At 42.5% G+C, this 14,085-nt stretch carries 17 protein-coding genes; 14 read left to right on the forward strand and 3 right to left on the reverse strand.

The window, feature by feature from the left end:
- Positions 1-284 precede the first annotated feature (284 nt).
- The 5 genes from garL to ACM2FC_RS06875 all read left to right on the forward strand — a co-directional run bounded on the left by garL (position 285) and on the right by ACM2FC_RS06875 (position 4,229).
- The gene (garL, locus tag ACM2FC_RS06855; protein WP_498480145.1) at positions 285-1,061 is read left to right on the forward strand and encodes a 2-dehydro-3-deoxyglucarate aldolase; all 777 of its coding nucleotides are present in this window, start codon (positions 285-287) and stop codon (positions 1,059-1,061) included.
- A gap of 52 nt (positions 1,062-1,113) precedes the next feature.
- Positions 1,114-2,004 (forward strand): 2-hydroxy-3-oxopropionate reductase, encoded by an 891-nt coding sequence (gene garR / locus ACM2FC_RS06860; protein WP_498480146.1) that lies wholly within the window; start codon positions 1,114-1,116, stop codon positions 2,002-2,004.
- A 75-nt stretch (positions 2,005-2,079) separates the two neighbouring features.
- Positions 2,080-2,856, forward strand: coding sequence for a hydroxypyruvate isomerase (gene hyi / locus ACM2FC_RS06865; RefSeq protein ID WP_498480147.1), 777 nt, complete (start codon positions 2,080-2,082; stop codon positions 2,854-2,856).
- Positions 2,835-3,575, forward strand: a complete 741-nt coding sequence (locus ACM2FC_RS06870) for a FadR/GntR family transcriptional regulator (protein ID WP_498480148.1) — start codon at positions 2,835-2,837, stop codon at positions 3,573-3,575. Before hyi ends, ACM2FC_RS06870 begins: the two co-directional genes overlap by 22 nt.
- 105 nt (positions 3,576-3,680) lie before the next feature.
- On the forward strand, positions 3,681-4,229 hold the full coding sequence (locus ACM2FC_RS06875; protein WP_498480149.1) for an NAD(P)H nitroreductase: 549 nt from the start codon (positions 3,681-3,683) through the stop codon (positions 4,227-4,229).
- A gap of 87 nt (positions 4,230-4,316) precedes the next feature.
- On the opposite strand, the gene ACM2FC_RS06880 is transcribed toward ACM2FC_RS06875, so the two are convergent.
- Positions 4,317-5,192 (reverse strand): LysR family transcriptional regulator, encoded by an 876-nt coding sequence (locus ACM2FC_RS06880; protein ID WP_498480150.1) that lies wholly within the window; start codon positions 5,190-5,192, stop codon positions 4,317-4,319.
- 244 nt (positions 5,193-5,436) lie between these two features.
- On the opposite strand from ACM2FC_RS06880, the gene ACM2FC_RS06885 reads away from it, so the two are divergent.
- The 6 genes from ACM2FC_RS06885 (at position 5,437) to recR (ending at position 10,741) form a co-directional block, all read left to right on the forward strand.
- Positions 5,437-6,537 carry a response regulator gene (locus ACM2FC_RS06885; protein ID WP_498480151.1) on the forward strand — a complete coding sequence of 367 codons (1,101 nt, stop codon included), beginning with the start codon at positions 5,437-5,439 and terminating at the stop codon, positions 6,535-6,537.
- Between the two features lie 55 nt (positions 6,538-6,592).
- Positions 6,593-6,997 (forward strand): YbaN family protein, encoded by a 405-nt coding sequence (locus tag ACM2FC_RS06890; protein ID WP_498480152.1) that lies wholly within the window; start codon positions 6,593-6,595, stop codon positions 6,995-6,997.
- Between the two features lie 32 nt (positions 6,998-7,029).
- Positions 7,030-7,575 carry an adenine phosphoribosyltransferase gene (gene apt / locus ACM2FC_RS06895; RefSeq protein ID WP_498480154.1) on the forward strand — a complete coding sequence of 182 codons (546 nt, stop codon included), beginning with the start codon at positions 7,030-7,032 and terminating at the stop codon, positions 7,573-7,575.
- Positions 7,576-7,597: 22 nt separating this feature from the next.
- The gene (gene dnaX, locus ACM2FC_RS06900; protein ID WP_498480155.1) at positions 7,598-9,712 is read left to right on the forward strand and encodes a DNA polymerase III subunit gamma/tau; all 2,115 of its coding nucleotides are present in this window, start codon (positions 7,598-7,600) and stop codon (positions 9,710-9,712) included.
- Between the two features lie 74 nt (positions 9,713-9,786).
- The gene (locus ACM2FC_RS06905) at positions 9,787-10,116 is read left to right on the forward strand and encodes a YbaB/EbfC family nucleoid-associated protein (protein WP_498480156.1); all 330 of its coding nucleotides are present in this window, start codon (positions 9,787-9,789) and stop codon (positions 10,114-10,116) included.
- A gap of 25 nt (positions 10,117-10,141) precedes the next feature.
- Positions 10,142-10,741, forward strand: a complete 600-nt coding sequence (gene recR, locus ACM2FC_RS06910) for a recombination mediator RecR (RefSeq protein WP_498480157.1) — start codon at positions 10,142-10,144, stop codon at positions 10,739-10,741.
- A gap of 27 nt (positions 10,742-10,768) precedes the next feature.
- On the opposite strand, the gene ACM2FC_RS06915 is transcribed toward recR, so the two are convergent.
- A complete protein-coding gene (locus ACM2FC_RS06915) occupies positions 10,769-11,029 on the reverse strand; it encodes a YkgJ family cysteine cluster protein (protein ID WP_498480158.1) in 261 nt (86 codons plus the stop codon).
- Between the two features lie 145 nt (positions 11,030-11,174).
- Between ACM2FC_RS06915 and ACM2FC_RS06920 the strand changes: the two genes are divergently transcribed.
- The gene (locus tag ACM2FC_RS06920; RefSeq protein WP_498480159.1) at positions 11,175-11,615 is read left to right on the forward strand and encodes a YcgN family cysteine cluster protein; all 441 of its coding nucleotides are present in this window, start codon (positions 11,175-11,177) and stop codon (positions 11,613-11,615) included.
- A gap of 31 nt (positions 11,616-11,646) precedes the next feature.
- Here ACM2FC_RS06920 and ACM2FC_RS06925 read toward each other — a convergent pair whose 3' ends face one another.
- Positions 11,647-12,108 (reverse strand): Lrp/AsnC family transcriptional regulator, encoded by a 462-nt coding sequence (locus ACM2FC_RS06925; protein ID WP_498480160.1) that lies wholly within the window; start codon positions 12,106-12,108, stop codon positions 11,647-11,649.
- Between the two features lie 154 nt (positions 12,109-12,262).
- Between ACM2FC_RS06925 and ACM2FC_RS06930 the strand changes: the two genes are divergently transcribed.
- A complete protein-coding gene (locus ACM2FC_RS06930) occupies positions 12,263-13,225 on the forward strand; it encodes a hypothetical protein (protein ID WP_498480161.1) in 963 nt (320 codons plus the stop codon).
- A gap of 85 nt (positions 13,226-13,310) precedes the next feature.
- Positions 13,311-13,928, forward strand: coding sequence for an outer membrane protein (locus ACM2FC_RS06935; protein ID WP_498480162.1), 618 nt, complete (start codon positions 13,311-13,313; stop codon positions 13,926-13,928).
- Positions 13,929-14,085 lie beyond the last annotated feature (157 nt).

The following is a 14,085-nucleotide window of genomic DNA, read 5'->3' on the forward strand; positions in this document are numbered from 1 at the left end:
ATAGCTTGAAAGCTAGGTATGTATACAGTGAAAATCGGCTTTAATTATCATACAAAATTGGTGTTTTAGGGCTTTTTTAAACCGTATCGAACCTTTTATACTCGTCGTTACTAAGCGAGATTTACAGTAATTTAATGATAATTAGCAATAATTCCATACTTCTTGTTGGATGTTTGATTGTCTTCTCAAAATTAGTCTTTATTTGTATTTTATTATTGTAATACAAAATGGCGGTAATAAACTGAATTTCTCTTGATGAGCTTTAAGGAAATGAGGATTCGAATATGAACGAAGCTCAATACCCAAATAGGTTTCGACAAAAACTACGTAATGGAAATCAACTTTTCGGCTGTTGGAGCAGTATTGGCGATGCTATCACGACTGAGATTTTAGGTTTGGCTGGGTTTGATTGGATCTTGCTTGATGCCGAGCATGCCCCTAATGACGAGTTGACTCTTATCCCTCAGCTTATGGCATTAAAAGATAGCTGTAGTACTCCGTTTGTTAGGGTATCTTCCATCGATCCTGTAATGATTAAGCGAGTTCTGGATATGGGGTTTTACAATATTCTAGTGCCATTTGTTGAGTCTAAAGAAGATGCGATAAAAGCGGTATCGGCGACTCGCTACCCCCCACAAGGTGTTCGTGGTGTCTCTCTCGCACATCGGAGCAACGGTTACGCTTCGGTTGAAAACTATTTCCAATCCGCTAACGAAAATATCAGTGTTGTTGTCCAGATAGAGAATCAAAGTGGGTTAGATAACCTAGCCGATATTCTATCTGTTGATGGTGTTGATTGCGTTTTTGTCGGCCCAAGCGATCTTGCTGCTTCGCTTGGCTATTTAGGTGATATTAATCACGCTGAAGTACAACAGGCCATCAAATATGTATTTGATACTGCAACAGAATATGGCAAGCCATGTGGAATTCTCACTGGTTCTGAGCAAGATGCACGGCGTTATGTCTCTTGGGGAGCAACTTTTGTCGCTGTGGGTGCAGATGTTGGGCTATTTCGAAATGCCACACAAGCACTTGCAAATACATTTATAAACAACAAATAACTAGGCTAGGGATGCATTGAGCGTCGATAGCAATACTAAGTAAGGAGTGAACATGAAAATAGGCTTTATCGGTTTAGGTATCATGGGTAAGCCAATGAGCAAGAACTTGTTGAAAGCAGGTTATGAGCTTGTGGTTTACGATTTCAACCAAGAGGTATTGGCGGAGCTGGCAAACGGGGGTGCAGAGGTTGGCTTGAGCGCAAAGAATGTCGCAGAGCAGTGTGAAGTAATCATTACCATGCTGCCTAATTCGCCTCATGTCAAAACAGCGGCGTTAGGTGAAAACAGCATTATAGAAGGAGCTAAGGCAGGAACAACCGTCATCGACATGAGCTCAATCAACCCAATCGCGAGTCAAGAGATTGAAAAAGCGTTAGCCGAAAAAGGCATTAACCTAATTGACGCCCCTGTTAGTGGTGGTGAGCCAAAAGCGATTGACGGCACTTTGTCTGTAATGGTAGGTGGTGAAAAAGCGTTATTCGACAAGTATTATGACGTGATGAAAGCCATGGCTGGTTCCGTGGTTTACACGGGTAAAATTGGCGCGGGAAATGTTACCAAGCTGGCGAACCAAGTTATCGTAGCGTTAAATATCGCAGCAATGTCGGAAGCTTTCTCACTGGCCACAAAAGCTGGGGTTGATCCAGAGTTAGTCTTTGAAGCGATTCGAGGTGGTTTGGCTGGTAGTACGGTTCTTGAAGCGAAGGCACCAATGATATTGAATCGTAATTTCGAACCTGGATTTCGTATAGATTTACATATTAAAGATTTAGCTAACGCTTTAGACACTTCTCATTCAGTAGGAGCGAACCTTCCACTTACGGCCAATGTAATGGAAATGATGCATGCATTACGGACTGACGGTAAAGGCCAAAATGACCATTCAGCACTTGCTCTTTACTACGAGCGTTTAGCCAATGTGACTATTGAAAAATTAAAATAAGCCGTAAAGTGATATCTTAAGGCGAGCAAATGAAAACTCGCCTTAATTTCTTGATTAGAGAACCTAGGAAGAAACATGTTTAAATTTGCAGCTAACTTATCGATGCTTTTTACGGAGTACGACTTCATGCAACGCTTCTCTGCAGCCGCAGAAGCCGGCTTTCAAGGCGTTGAATACCTTTTTCCGTATGACTATTCAGAAACAGAGATTTCAAAGCAACTAAAGCAGCATGGTTTGACTCAAGTACTATTTAATTTGCCCGCTGGTAGTTGGGGTAGGGGTGAACGGGGTATCGCGTGTCATCCTGATCGAATAGAAGAGTTTAAACAGGGTGTGGATTTAGCAATTAAGTACGCTAACGCTTTGTCGTGCAAAAAAGTGAATTGTTTAGCAGGTATAAAACCAGACGATGTGACGGATGAGCAAGCAAATGAAACTTTGGTGTCTAACTTACGCTTTGCGGCAGAAAAACTAGAAGGTGCAGGCATTGAGTTTGTATTTGAAGCCATTAATACCCTTGATATTCCGGGATACTTTGTTTGTTCTAGTCAGCAAGCAAAGCGGATTATTAAAGAAGTTGGTCATCACAACTTAAAGCTCCAATACGATATTTATCATATGCAAATCATGGAGGGCGATCTTGCCCGCACTATGCAACAAAGCTTATCAAATATTGGCCATATCCAATTAGCGGATAACCCTGGTCGACATGAGCCCGGAACCGGAGAAATCAACTTCGATTTCTTATTTACTCACCTTAACGCAATAGGGTATCAAGGGTGGGTTGGCTGTGAGTATAAGCCGAAGGCCTCTACACAAGATGGCCTAGATTGGATACGGAAATACATCTAATTCAAATGTGGAAAAATGCAATAGAAGCAAGAGCTTCAACACCTAAACAGTCTTTAGCATCGGTAGTTTATGAGCGCATTTTGAGCCAGATTATTGATAGCTATGACGTAAACAGCAAGTTACCAACAGAAGCTCAACTTTGCATGCAGTTTGAGGTTTCTCGAACAGTGATACGAGAAGCCTTAAATCGGCTTAAAGAAGATGGGCTGGTGGTTTCCAAAAGAGGCTCGGGAAACTACGTTGTAAAAAAGCCGGATAGTATGGTTCTCGATTTTACCTCAATCTCAAGTATATCGGGCATTCAGCGGTGCTTTGAATTCCGCATTCATATTGAAAGTGGTGCTGCGGAACTTGCTGCAGAGAGGCGAACAGAGGCACAGCTGGAAAAAATTGTGCAGGCTCTTCATGCAATTTCATCAGCCAATAAAAGTAACCACCTTGCCACAGATGATGACTTTCAATTCCATTTTGCGGTTGCTGAAGCAACCAACAATGATTATTACGTCAATGTATTAAAGTCGCTGCAAGATAACGTAAAGCAGGGAATGAATCTAACACGCTCTCTATCTCTATGCTCGGCAACGGGGAGACGGGATACCGTTCAGCGAGAACATGAAGCCATAGTGGATGCGATTCAATCTTCTAACTCAAGTGCAGCAGAACAAGCGATGAGAGTTCACCTGACAAATGCTAGGCGACGAATGTTTGAAGGGGATTAGAAGTTGGATTCTCTGCTTTTCGGCGATACTATTCCTTCAGGCTCAAAATAGCCCTCGCTTTTTTCAACACTGAGTTGAGGGAATAACAATAAATAAGGATAAGAGATGGAAGCGTTAGAACTGCTTTTAAACCGTCGCTCAATCGCTAAATTAACAGCCCCTGCTCCAGAAGGTGAAGCTCTCGAAAATATAATAAAAGCGGGCTTACGTGCTCCGGATCACGCAGGGTTGACCCCTTGGAAGTTTGTTATTTCTCAAGGGGAAGGGCTGCAGAAATTGTCTGATATATTGGTTAGTGCGGCTCAGTCTGAGAATAAAGAGGCAGCCATTGTTGAGAAATTAAAAAATGCTCCTTTTCGTGCGCCAATGGTCATTACAGTCATCGCAAAAGTAAAGCAACACGATAAGGTTCCGGCACTGGAACAGTATTTATCTGCTGGCTGTGCGGTACAAGCGATGCAGATGGCGGCGTGCGCACAGGGGTTTCAGGGCTATTGGCGCTCTGGGGAGTGGATGTTCCACCCGGAAGTTCATAAAGCTTTTGATCTACAGGGTGACGATGAAATCGTCGGCTTTTTGTATCTTGGTACTCCGGGTTGCACTGCGATGAAGGTGCCAGAAAGGGATTTGAGTAAATTTGTAGAATTTATGTGATACTTTGCGCATATATTAAAAAGTTTAATGATTATAAAAAAGAAAGGCCCGATGAAATAATCGGGCCTTCTGTTATTTTTCTGTCAATTAATGAATCTTGTATGCAATTACAAAGTCTATGAAAAGTCGTACTTTTTCAGGTAGGTGGTCTTTGTGGTTGTACAGCATATAAATGTCACGTGGGTTTGCACTCCAATCATCTAAAACACGCACCAACGTACCTGCTTCTATGTGCTCTTTCAGCATGACATCTGGCATTAAGGTGATGCCAAGACCTTCAGTACAGGCAATGCGAACAACGTCTAATGTATTGGCTTGAAAGCGGCCCTTGTCATTGTTGACGATGGTTTCTCCAGAGCTGTTTGTGAGTTGCCATTTAATTAGTGGGTGGCCTTTAAGCAGAGAATGTGACGCTAAGTCTTCAGCATGTTTTGGTACAGGGCTGTTGGCCAAATAATCTGGGCTTGCAACTAATATATCTTTGACTTCACTGATTTTTCTTGCAATCAAACTCGAGTCACGTTGTGGGCCGACACGGAAAATAACGTCCCACTCGGTAGGGTCTAACTGATCTGCATGATTACTAGTTGTAAGTTCGATATTGATGTCTGGGTATTGCCTCATAAATTCATTAAACATTGGCATCATGGTGCGCTTCGTCAGGTTTGATGGTGCTGATATTTTAATTTTACCTGCTGCTCCTCGGCACTCATCGGTAAGCTCTTCTGCTGTGACAGATAGGCGTTGTAGAAGTGGGGAGCACTCTTGAAAAAAGCGTTCACCTGCTTCAGTTAACGATAATTTGCGCGCATGACGATTTAGTAGTCTTAGGTTTAAAGAATCTTCCAAAGCCTGAACTCGCCGCGTGATAGTAGCTACCGGAATCATTGTTTTTCTGGACGTCGCGGTATAACTACCGTTCTCCACAACCAGCCTAAATAAGTTCAGATCATCTAATTTCATTTTTTCAGACACATTTCATTGCAAATTGACATAATTTATATGTATATCAGAACTCAACGCGTGAGTCACTTTAAGTAGCTATAATAATATAACTTCTCTACATCCCGTACATATAGTATGTCACTCTTGAGAAAAGTGGAATATTTGTATAAATCGAATTTCACAGCTACTTTTAAATGAGTGCTCTAAAAAAATTAAAACCATAATAAATTTACATTAAATGAGATGCTAGAGGCGTAAGCTTATGTATGGAACTCATAATATGGCTACTGTGGACTCGGTTAAGACTTCGGAAAATCAAAAGCTTATAATGCTGGTCGATGATGACCCTATATTTCGTCGAGTTACGAGCGGTTACTTAACTGCTCAGGGTTACGAAGTAATGGAAGCAGAAAATGGCCTAGATGGACTTCAGAAACTGCGTACCGCAGAACCTGACCTGATTTTATGTGATATTGCAATGCCAGTGCTAGATGGTATCGAGTTTGCTGAAGAGGTGAGCTTAGAATACCCATCACTCCCTATGATTGTTGTATCTGCAACAGAAGATATGTCGGATGTAGCAAAAGCTCTAAGATTTGGCATTAAAGACTTTCTACCAAAACCTATCGGTAACCATCAGCACTTAACTGCTGCTATAGAAAATACTCTCGATGATACATTTAATCACATCGCGGATCAGCGAGACTTTTCCAGTCAATGGTTTAGAGTAGACGCCGGAGATATGCCAGAAGAACAAGAGCTGCATTGGCACTTGGATTTTCTCCAGCAAAACCCAAGTGCAGCGCGAGATCTATTGCACGCATTGTTACCTGATAAAGATACCTCTCAAGGGGCTTGGAAGTGCAGCTATCGTTTGCTTCAGTCTACGGATACTATGCCGATGGTATTTGATTATGCGTGGCTGATGAATGGACAATTGGCGTTTTATTTGGTTGATTCTGACAACCATGATGGACATGGAGCGGCCACGACATTGCTCGTTCGGGCGTTGTTCCATGACTATTTACGAAATTTAAAAAGCTTTAACGCTGATTTGAAAGATATGGCCTATTTGCTTGAAAAAGGTATTGACTGTTCAGATTGTGCGAGCCCTGTTAAAGCGTTATTCGGTATCGCTGATCTTGCCGAAGGAACAATCTCTGTATTACCAGCTGGTCTTGATGCACAATGGTCGAATGGTTACGTTTCCCAGCATATTACCGCCGGCACCCTGCTAGGCGAGAATTGCGTTAAAAACTTTATCGTGATGGATTTACCTATTAATAGTGCAGGGCAATTATCGTTAAATCGACTGGGTTCGAGTAGCTTTAGTATGGATCTTCATCAAGCTGCAAGTGCATAAAAAGCTTTACTTAGGTAAGGAGCCAATTTAACAATGTTTAATTGGCTCCTTTTTCATGGATGAAACAAATATAGTGAGAAAAATTGTTTTCAACTGTTTAGGGTTTTTCTTTCTGGTCGTGGGTGTCATTGGTATGGCATTGCCAATACTACCGACGACGCCTTTTATACTGCTAGCAAGTGCCTGCTTTATGCGAGGAAGCATTAGATTTCAACAGTGGTTGCATGAGCACTCTGTGCTCGGCCCGATAGTAGACAATTGGAATAAAAATAGAGCAGTGAGCCGTTCCACTAAAAGGCGGGGAGCAATGCTGATTACATTTTCATTTATGCTGTCTATTTGGCTTGTTTCCATTGTTTGGTTGAAAATCATTCTTATATTGATTTACCTACTGTTGATTTGCTGGTTTATGACGCTACCAACACTTGAGTTTGTTGCGCACAAGCGCGAAAATCACTAGCATTACCCTTTTAGAGTGGACATCGCAGCATTATGACAACTGACAATATTTCTTTAATCAAATCGAGCATCAAAAGCGTTCCAGATTATCCGAAGCCAGGCATTCTTTTTCGAGATGTGACCAGCTTGTTGGAAGACGCAACAGCGTACCGCGAGACTATCCAACTGTTTGTTGAAAAATTTAAAGATTTAGGCTTTACCAAAGTTGTAGGCACTGAAGCTCGCGGCTTCTTATTTGGTGCGCCACTCGCCCTTGAACTTGGTGTCGGATTTGTTCCAGTACGTAAGCCAGGCAAATTGCCAAGAAAGACTATTTCGCAAAGTTACGAACTAGAATACGGCACAGATGAATTGCAAATCCACACTGACTCTATCAATGAAGGCGATAAAGTTCTCGTTGTCGATGACTTGTTGGCGACAGGTGGAACGATTGAGGCAACGGTTAAATTGATTCGTCAATTAGGTGGTACAGTCGAACATGCAGCATTTGTTATAAACCTGCCAGAACTTGGTGGTGACAAACGTATAGAAGCTTTAGGGCTCGACGTTTTTAGTATTTGTGAGTTTGAAGGTCATTGATCAAAGTGAATTGGAAGCGTTCATGAGTTATCTTGCACTAGCACGAAAATGGCGGCCGACTACATTTGAGCAAGTGGTAGGTCAGTCGCATGTTTTAACAGCACTAGAAAATGCGTTGGCGCACAATCGCTTGCATCACGCTTATTTATTTAGTGGTACACGTGGTGTCGGGAAAACCACGATAGGCCGGCTGCTAGCTAAAGGGCTTAATTGCGAGACTGGTATAACAGCGACTCCATGCGGACAGTGTGATACCTGTAAAGAGATCGACCAAGGTCGCTTTGTTGATTTATTGGAAATCGATGCGGCTTCACGCACCAAAGTGGAAGATACTCGGGACTTGCTTGATAACGTCCAATACAAACCCGCTCGTGGCAGGTTCAAAGTTTACCTTATTGACGAAGTACACATGCTCTCTAGGCACAGTTTTAATGCTTTGCTTAAAACATTAGAAGAGCCGCCGGAATACGTGAAGTTTTTGCTAGCGACGACTGATCCACAAAAATTGCCAGTTACTATCCTATCTCGCTGCTTACAGTTCCACCTAAAGCCTATCAGCGTTGACAATATCCATTCGCAACTGGAATCGATTTTAGGTAGCGAATCGATACCCTTTGAACAAAGGGCACTAGGGCTTCTGTCTCATGCTGCAGATGGCAGTATGCGGGACGCGCTTAGCTTAACTGATCAAGCTATAGCTCTTGGAAATGGGCAAGTTAATTCTGGTTTAGTCGCTGATATGCTTGGGACTTTGGATACCGATCAAGCTATCCATTTACTGGAAGCAGTTGGCAGTAAGCAGCCCCAAGCTGCAATGGATCAAATTCAGCTGTTTGCTGAAAATGGTGTTGACTGGGATGGGCTGTTGCAGCAATTGTCTGCTCAACTACACCGAGTAGCTATGTATCAGGCTCTGCCATCTACTCTAGATTCTTCCCAACCAGACGCAGAAAAAATAGAGTTGTTAAGTAGAGCGTTAAACCCACAAGACGTGCAGCTTTTCTACCAAATTGCGTTAAAAGGCCGTGATGACTTAGCTCTTTCGCCGACTGAAAGAGCAGGGGTAGAAATGATCATCTTAAGAATGATGGCATTTCGCCCAGCAACAGTAGCGGTTACCAATGTGATCAGCACAGAGGTAGCCCCACACTCCAGTGTGACACCCTCTCAATTGGCAGCAGAGCCGCCTAAACGAACGACTTCAGAAGGCCAACAGTCATCACCTAGCACTGCGGGGCCGTCTGAAATTCAGCCCTCTGTGAGTAGCTATCAAGATATTGCCCCTCAGCAAGCAGAGTATATTCCAGAGTCTTATGAACCTGTGTCGAGTTATGACCAATATCAGCAAGAAGAAACGGTTCAAAGTCCAGAACCAGCAGAAATAAGCCGGGTTGACGCTGATAAGTCAGGCAAAATTTCAGGGATAGGTGGTTTAAGGCATCAACTGAGATCGAAGCGTAAAGGGTTAAGCTCTAGTGAGCGTAATAACGGTGATAGCGGAAAAAAGCCTAAAGCGGCACTAGCGACAGCCGACTCAGTTTTACAACGAGTCGCACAAAAACACGATGGAACTTCTATGGCGTCGCAAGTGTCAACTAAACAGCAGACAGTAGAGAAAGAAGTCCCTATTGAGCCGTATCAATGGAAGCCTACTCAGCAACCTGTAGAAACTGACAAGAAAGAGCTGACGCCAACTCAGATCAAGTCTGCGTTAGAGCATGTAAAGACGCCCGAAATGATGGAAAAGCTCGTTCGTGAAGCGGTTGAAAAAGATGAATGGGCGGCGCTAGTCAGTAAGCTAAATACTTCTAAGTTAGTGGAACAACTAGCGTTGAACTCGTCGTATAGAAGAGCGGGGAACCAGATAGAGCTCTCATTGCGGAGTAGCCAAGCTCACCTAAATACGGACAAGGCTAAACTAGAGTTGCTTGACGCAATTAGCACAGTGACAGGTGAAAATCTGCAATTGAGTATCGAAGTAGGTGCTCAAGGGGTAACACCTTTCGAGCTGCGAGAAGATATTTATCAGCAGAAATTGAAGTCTGCAATGCAAAGTTTAGAGAGTGACGAGAATGTTCAATTTTTAAAGACTCGCTTTGTGGCAGATATTGATACAGATAGTATTAGACCTATCTAAATAATTTGTGGGGTTGAAAATTTCGGTTTTCTACCCCATAAACAGGACGTAACCATTAAATCAGAGAGATAAGCATGTTTGGTAAAGGTGGCATGGGCAATCTAATGAAGCAAGCCCAGCAAATGCAAGAGCAAATGCAAAAGCTTCAAGAAGAAATCGCGAATATGGAAGTGACAGGTGAGTCTGGAGCTGGACTTGTAAAAGTCACCATTACTGGCAGCCACAGTGTTCGTCGTGTTGAGATTGATGAAAGCTTGATGGAAGATGACAAGGAAATGCTTGAAGATCTTATCGCAGCAGCATTTAACGATGCGGCTCGTCGCGTAGAAGAAACTCAAAAAGAGAAAATGGCATCAGTAACCGGTGGAATGCAACTACCACCTGGCATGAAAATGCCTTTCTAAGACTTTTGCAAAAAGTATCTAATTAATGCGTACCAGTCATATGCTGGAGCAGTTAATGGAGGCCTTACGTTGCTTACCTGGGGTTGGCCCTAAGTCGGCGCAGCGTATGGCCTTTCATTTATTGCAACGAGACAGAAAAGGCGGCTTGCAGCTGGCCGAAGCATTGAATCAAGCAATGACAGAAATAGGTCACTGTTCAGAATGTCGAACATTCACTGAGCAAGAGATCTGTCATATTTGCGATAATCCCAAAAGGCAGGAAAACGGTCAAATTTGCGTTGTCGAAAGCCCAGCAGATATTGCGGCTGTAGAAGCAACAGGTCAATATTCTGGTCGATACTTCGTGCTTATGGGGCACCTTTCTCCTCTCGATGGGATAGGGCCGAGTGATATTGGTCTCGATGTGCTTGACTATCGTTTAGGGCGAGGGGATATCTCTGAAGTGATATTGGCGACCAATCCCACAGTTGAGGGGGAGGCTACGGCTTATTATATTGCCGATTTGTGTAAGGCTCATGAAGTGAGTGCTTCTCGGATTGCTCACGGTGTTCCGGTTGGAGGAGAGCTAGAGTTAGTCGATGGCACAACGCTTTCGCATTCTTTGCTAGGTCGCCAAAAACTTTAAAGCTTTTACTCGGTGACATTAGAAAACTTATTCGTTTTCTTGAGTCACCGATTCTAACTCTAGCAGTGTTTCGAGCGCACTTTCATTTGTATTCCCACAAATATCCGCACATGGTTTAAAGCTAAGGCAGACTTTCGGTCTTTCTGGTTTTCCAAATAGATTGCACAAATTCTCTTCATTCAATTGTACGCAGCGCTCACCTGCTGGCTTGCCATCTGGCATTCCAGGAATGGGGCTAGAGATGCTTGGAGCTATACAGCATGCTCCGCAACCAAGGCGACAATCCATTACTTTTCTCATTTATCTAAAAGATGCGGATAGTAGCAAAAACTAGTACAAGACGTAAACTTATCTTGGAAGGCATGACTTGCACTTTTACTCGTTGAGAGTTATAAAGCCAGGCGAAATTATACTATTCGAAGAAGCGAGATATATGAGCGTACCATTTTGGCAGTCGAAGTCATTAGAGCAGATGAATGAGCAAGAGTGGGAATCTCTTTGCGATGGCTGTGGAAAGTGCTGCCTGCATAAGCTTGTTGATGAGGATACGGATGAGTTGTATTACACCAACGTTGCCTGCAGTTGGCTCAACAGTAAAACCTGTTCTTGCAAAGACTATCCAAATCGCTTTGACTCTGGGGAAGAGTGTTTAAAACTCACCCGCGAAACTATTCCCGAATTCAACTGGCTTCCAGATACCTGTGCCTACCGACTTCTAGCCGAAAATAAACCGCTACCAAATTGGCATCCACTGATCACCGGTTCAAAATCTGCTATGCATACAGCAGGAGAAAGTGTGCGTAATAAGGTTGTTTATGAAATAGATGTTGTGGATTGGGAAGACCATATTTTGAATAGGCCTAAGGGTGTTTAGCGCTTCATGCCGACTTTGCTTATCCGAGTAACTACATTAAGTCTATTTCAGTCGAAAACTTCACTGTCCTCAAAGAAACCGACGTATGGAACTTTCTTATATTAAGTTGAGTGTGCAGTACTCGCTCTACAAAGTGTTCATACGCTTGTATGTCTTTCACGCAGACAATCAGCAAAAAATCGTAATTTCCAGAGACTTGATAACATTGGGTGACTTCGGGCGCTTCATCCATTGATTGTCTAAAGCGCTGATAAATGTCTGCTCGGTCTCTTTCCATTTCTACAGAAACAATCATTGTCATAGTATTGCCTGCTAGTTCAGGGTTCAATATAGACACGTCGCCAACGATTATATTCTCTTCTCTCAAGCGCTTAACCCGTTTTAAGCAAGCAGGGGCCGACAAACCTACTGAGTCGGCGAGCTCGATATTGGCAATACGATTATTTTTTTGCAGTAGTTTTAAGATTGCTATATCTAATCGGTCAAGTTGCATAATTTCTTATATTGATATTTTGTTGAATATATATTTCTCAATATAAGTATAAAAAGAAATACTAGCTATTAATTTATCCCAATAAAGAAATTTAGAAAGCTAGGAGTGCGATAGAATTTTGGTCAGGATTTAGTCAGTTTTTAGGAGCGTTGCAGTGATACGAATAAAAAAATTTTTCATAGAGCTAAGAAAAGAAATCTTAGAAGTCACAGTGACCCTATTTAAAATCATGATTCCTGTGATCATCTTGATGAAGCTGATTGAAGAAGTCGGTGGTATTGATGCACTCAGTCATGCTTTAAGTCCGGTAATGGGACTAGTTGGTTTACCTAGTGAAATGGGTATTGTCTGGGCAACAACATTACTCACCAACAATTATGCTGGTGTTGCAGTCCTGCTTAACCTTGGTATACCTCTTACCGTTGCTCAGGCTTCGATTATTGGGAGTATGATGTTACTTGCTCATTCAATACCGATTGAAGGCGCGATTGCGAAAAAGGCCGGTGTCAGCTGGTGGAGTACGATTTTGCTTAGAGTGGGTGGAAGTCTTCTATTTGGCTGGATACTTCATTTAATTTACCAATCTGGTGGCTATTTGGATCAGCCGTCAGTTGTGCTTTGGCAACCTGACGCTATTACCGATCCACACTGGCTTGATTGGATGGTGGGCCAAGTAGAAAGCTTGTTTATGATTGTCGTCATCGTTTCTTTATTGTTGTTTGTGCTCAAAGTTCTCAAATTGATCGGGATCGAGAAGTTGATGGCGATACTACTACGCCCTCTGTTTAGAATCTTAGGGATTAGCAAGGAAGCGACAAATTTAACCATTATCGGAGTGACACTAGGTATATCTTTTGGTGGAGGCTTGCTGATTAATGAGGCCCAAAAAGGTCATATTCCACCTAGAGATGTTTTTACCGCTGTGATGTTGTTAAATCTACTGCATAGTTTGATTGAAGATACATTGTTGATTCTCATGATCGGTGCTGACTTTTATGCCGTTTTTTGGGGAAGATTAGTGTTCTCAATTGTCCTAGTTTCTATCATCGCAATGCTTGTTAGACAAATGGATGAAAAGTTTTGTGAAAAATATTTTTATCGCCGGGTGTGTGGTTAGACAGCTGTAGTGTTTTTCTACACTGTTGCAAAGCTGAGCATATGCTATACAATCGCTTGATTAATTTTTGTTTGTAAGTGATGCCATGATGAATCGTTGGAGTCTCGTTAACAAGGTGACAAAATTAACCTGTTTAACTACCGTCATTTTTGGTGCAGCCTCAAGCTCTGCTTTTGCTGAAACTTTGTATTTTGAAGGTGGGCTGGGTAGTGCTGTTCAAACTATACCTCACACTGGGTTTAACAATACCACTGAATCACACCTTTCGAGTCGCATTGCTGTGGGGTACTCCCAACCTATGAGCATGAATCTAAATGCAGGCTTAGAAATTGGTTATACCAATTTCGGTGAGGCAACTTTTCAGTATACTAACACCGACGAATACAAAGTCCGTGGCTCCTCAGTTGATCTAGCAGGTAAGGCTTACTATCGAATTGACGATATCTGGAGTATGTTTGGTAAAGCAGGGGCGGCTTATATGATGTCAGATGTCACCGACGAGAGTAACAACACCAAAACAGACGATGGAGCGTTTAAACCTCTGCTAGGTGTAGGGGTGCGATATAACTTTGGTGAAGCGTTAAGTTTTCAAGCATCGGTAACGCATTACTTTGGAGATAAGTCGGTTAACGCAGACAATACAAACGAATTTGTTCCTGTCGTAGACAATTTTATGCTTAGTCTACACTATGAGTTTTATTAAATTACCTGTATTCACACTATCAATATGTAATTGGTGTGTGAGGTGTTCATTTACTCTATGATGACAAGCTATTGACATAGTTGACATTTAATGGGTGCTTATCACCCTAGAGCTTCAGCGCAACCGTTCATACAATACCTTCTTTTTGATTCTACTC

It is taken from the genome of Vibrio sp. A37 (assembly GCF_059777565.1).

Bases quoted from the DNA above. Each gene is read 5' to 3' on its own strand.
- ACM2FC_RS06905 (WP_498480156.1), top strand. From the start codon at position 9,787: ATGTTTGGTAAAGGTGGCATGGGCAATCTAATGAAGCAAGCCCAGCAA.
- ACM2FC_RS06890 (WP_498480152.1), top strand. From the start codon at position 6,593: ATGGATGAAACAAATATAGTGAGAAAAATTGTTTTCAACTGTTTAGGG.
- garL (WP_498480145.1), top strand. From the start codon at position 285: ATGAACGAAGCTCAATACCCAAATAGGTTTCGACAAAAACTACGTAAT.
- hyi (WP_498480147.1), top strand. From the start codon at position 2,080: ATGTTTAAATTTGCAGCTAACTTATCGATGCTTTTTACGGAGTACGAC.
- dnaX (WP_498480155.1), top strand. From the start codon at position 7,598: ATGAGTTATCTTGCACTAGCACGAAAATGGCGGCCGACTACATTTGAG.
- ACM2FC_RS06925 (WP_498480160.1), bottom strand. From the start codon at position 12,108: ATGCAACTTGACCGATTAGATATAGCAATCTTAAAACTACTGCAAAAA.
- ACM2FC_RS06915 (WP_498480158.1), bottom strand. From the start codon at position 11,029: ATGGATTGTCGCCTTGGTTGCGGAGCATGCTGTATAGCTCCAAGCATC.
- ACM2FC_RS06920 (WP_498480159.1), top strand. From the start codon at position 11,175: ATGAGCGTACCATTTTGGCAGTCGAAGTCATTAGAGCAGATGAATGAG.
- recR (WP_498480157.1), top strand. From the start codon at position 10,142: ATGCGTACCAGTCATATGCTGGAGCAGTTAATGGAGGCCTTACGTTGC.
- ACM2FC_RS06885 (WP_498480151.1), top strand. From the start codon at position 5,437: ATGTATGGAACTCATAATATGGCTACTGTGGACTCGGTTAAGACTTCG.
- ACM2FC_RS06875 (WP_498480149.1), top strand. From the start codon at position 3,681: ATGGAAGCGTTAGAACTGCTTTTAAACCGTCGCTCAATCGCTAAATTA.
- apt (WP_498480154.1), top strand. From the start codon at position 7,030: ATGACAACTGACAATATTTCTTTAATCAAATCGAGCATCAAAAGCGTT.
- ACM2FC_RS06880 (WP_498480150.1), bottom strand. From the start codon at position 5,192: ATGAAATTAGATGATCTGAACTTATTTAGGCTGGTTGTGGAGAACGGT.
- ACM2FC_RS06935 (WP_498480162.1), top strand. From the start codon at position 13,311: ATGATGAATCGTTGGAGTCTCGTTAACAAGGTGACAAAATTAACCTGT.
- garR (WP_498480146.1), top strand. From the start codon at position 1,114: ATGAAAATAGGCTTTATCGGTTTAGGTATCATGGGTAAGCCAATGAGC.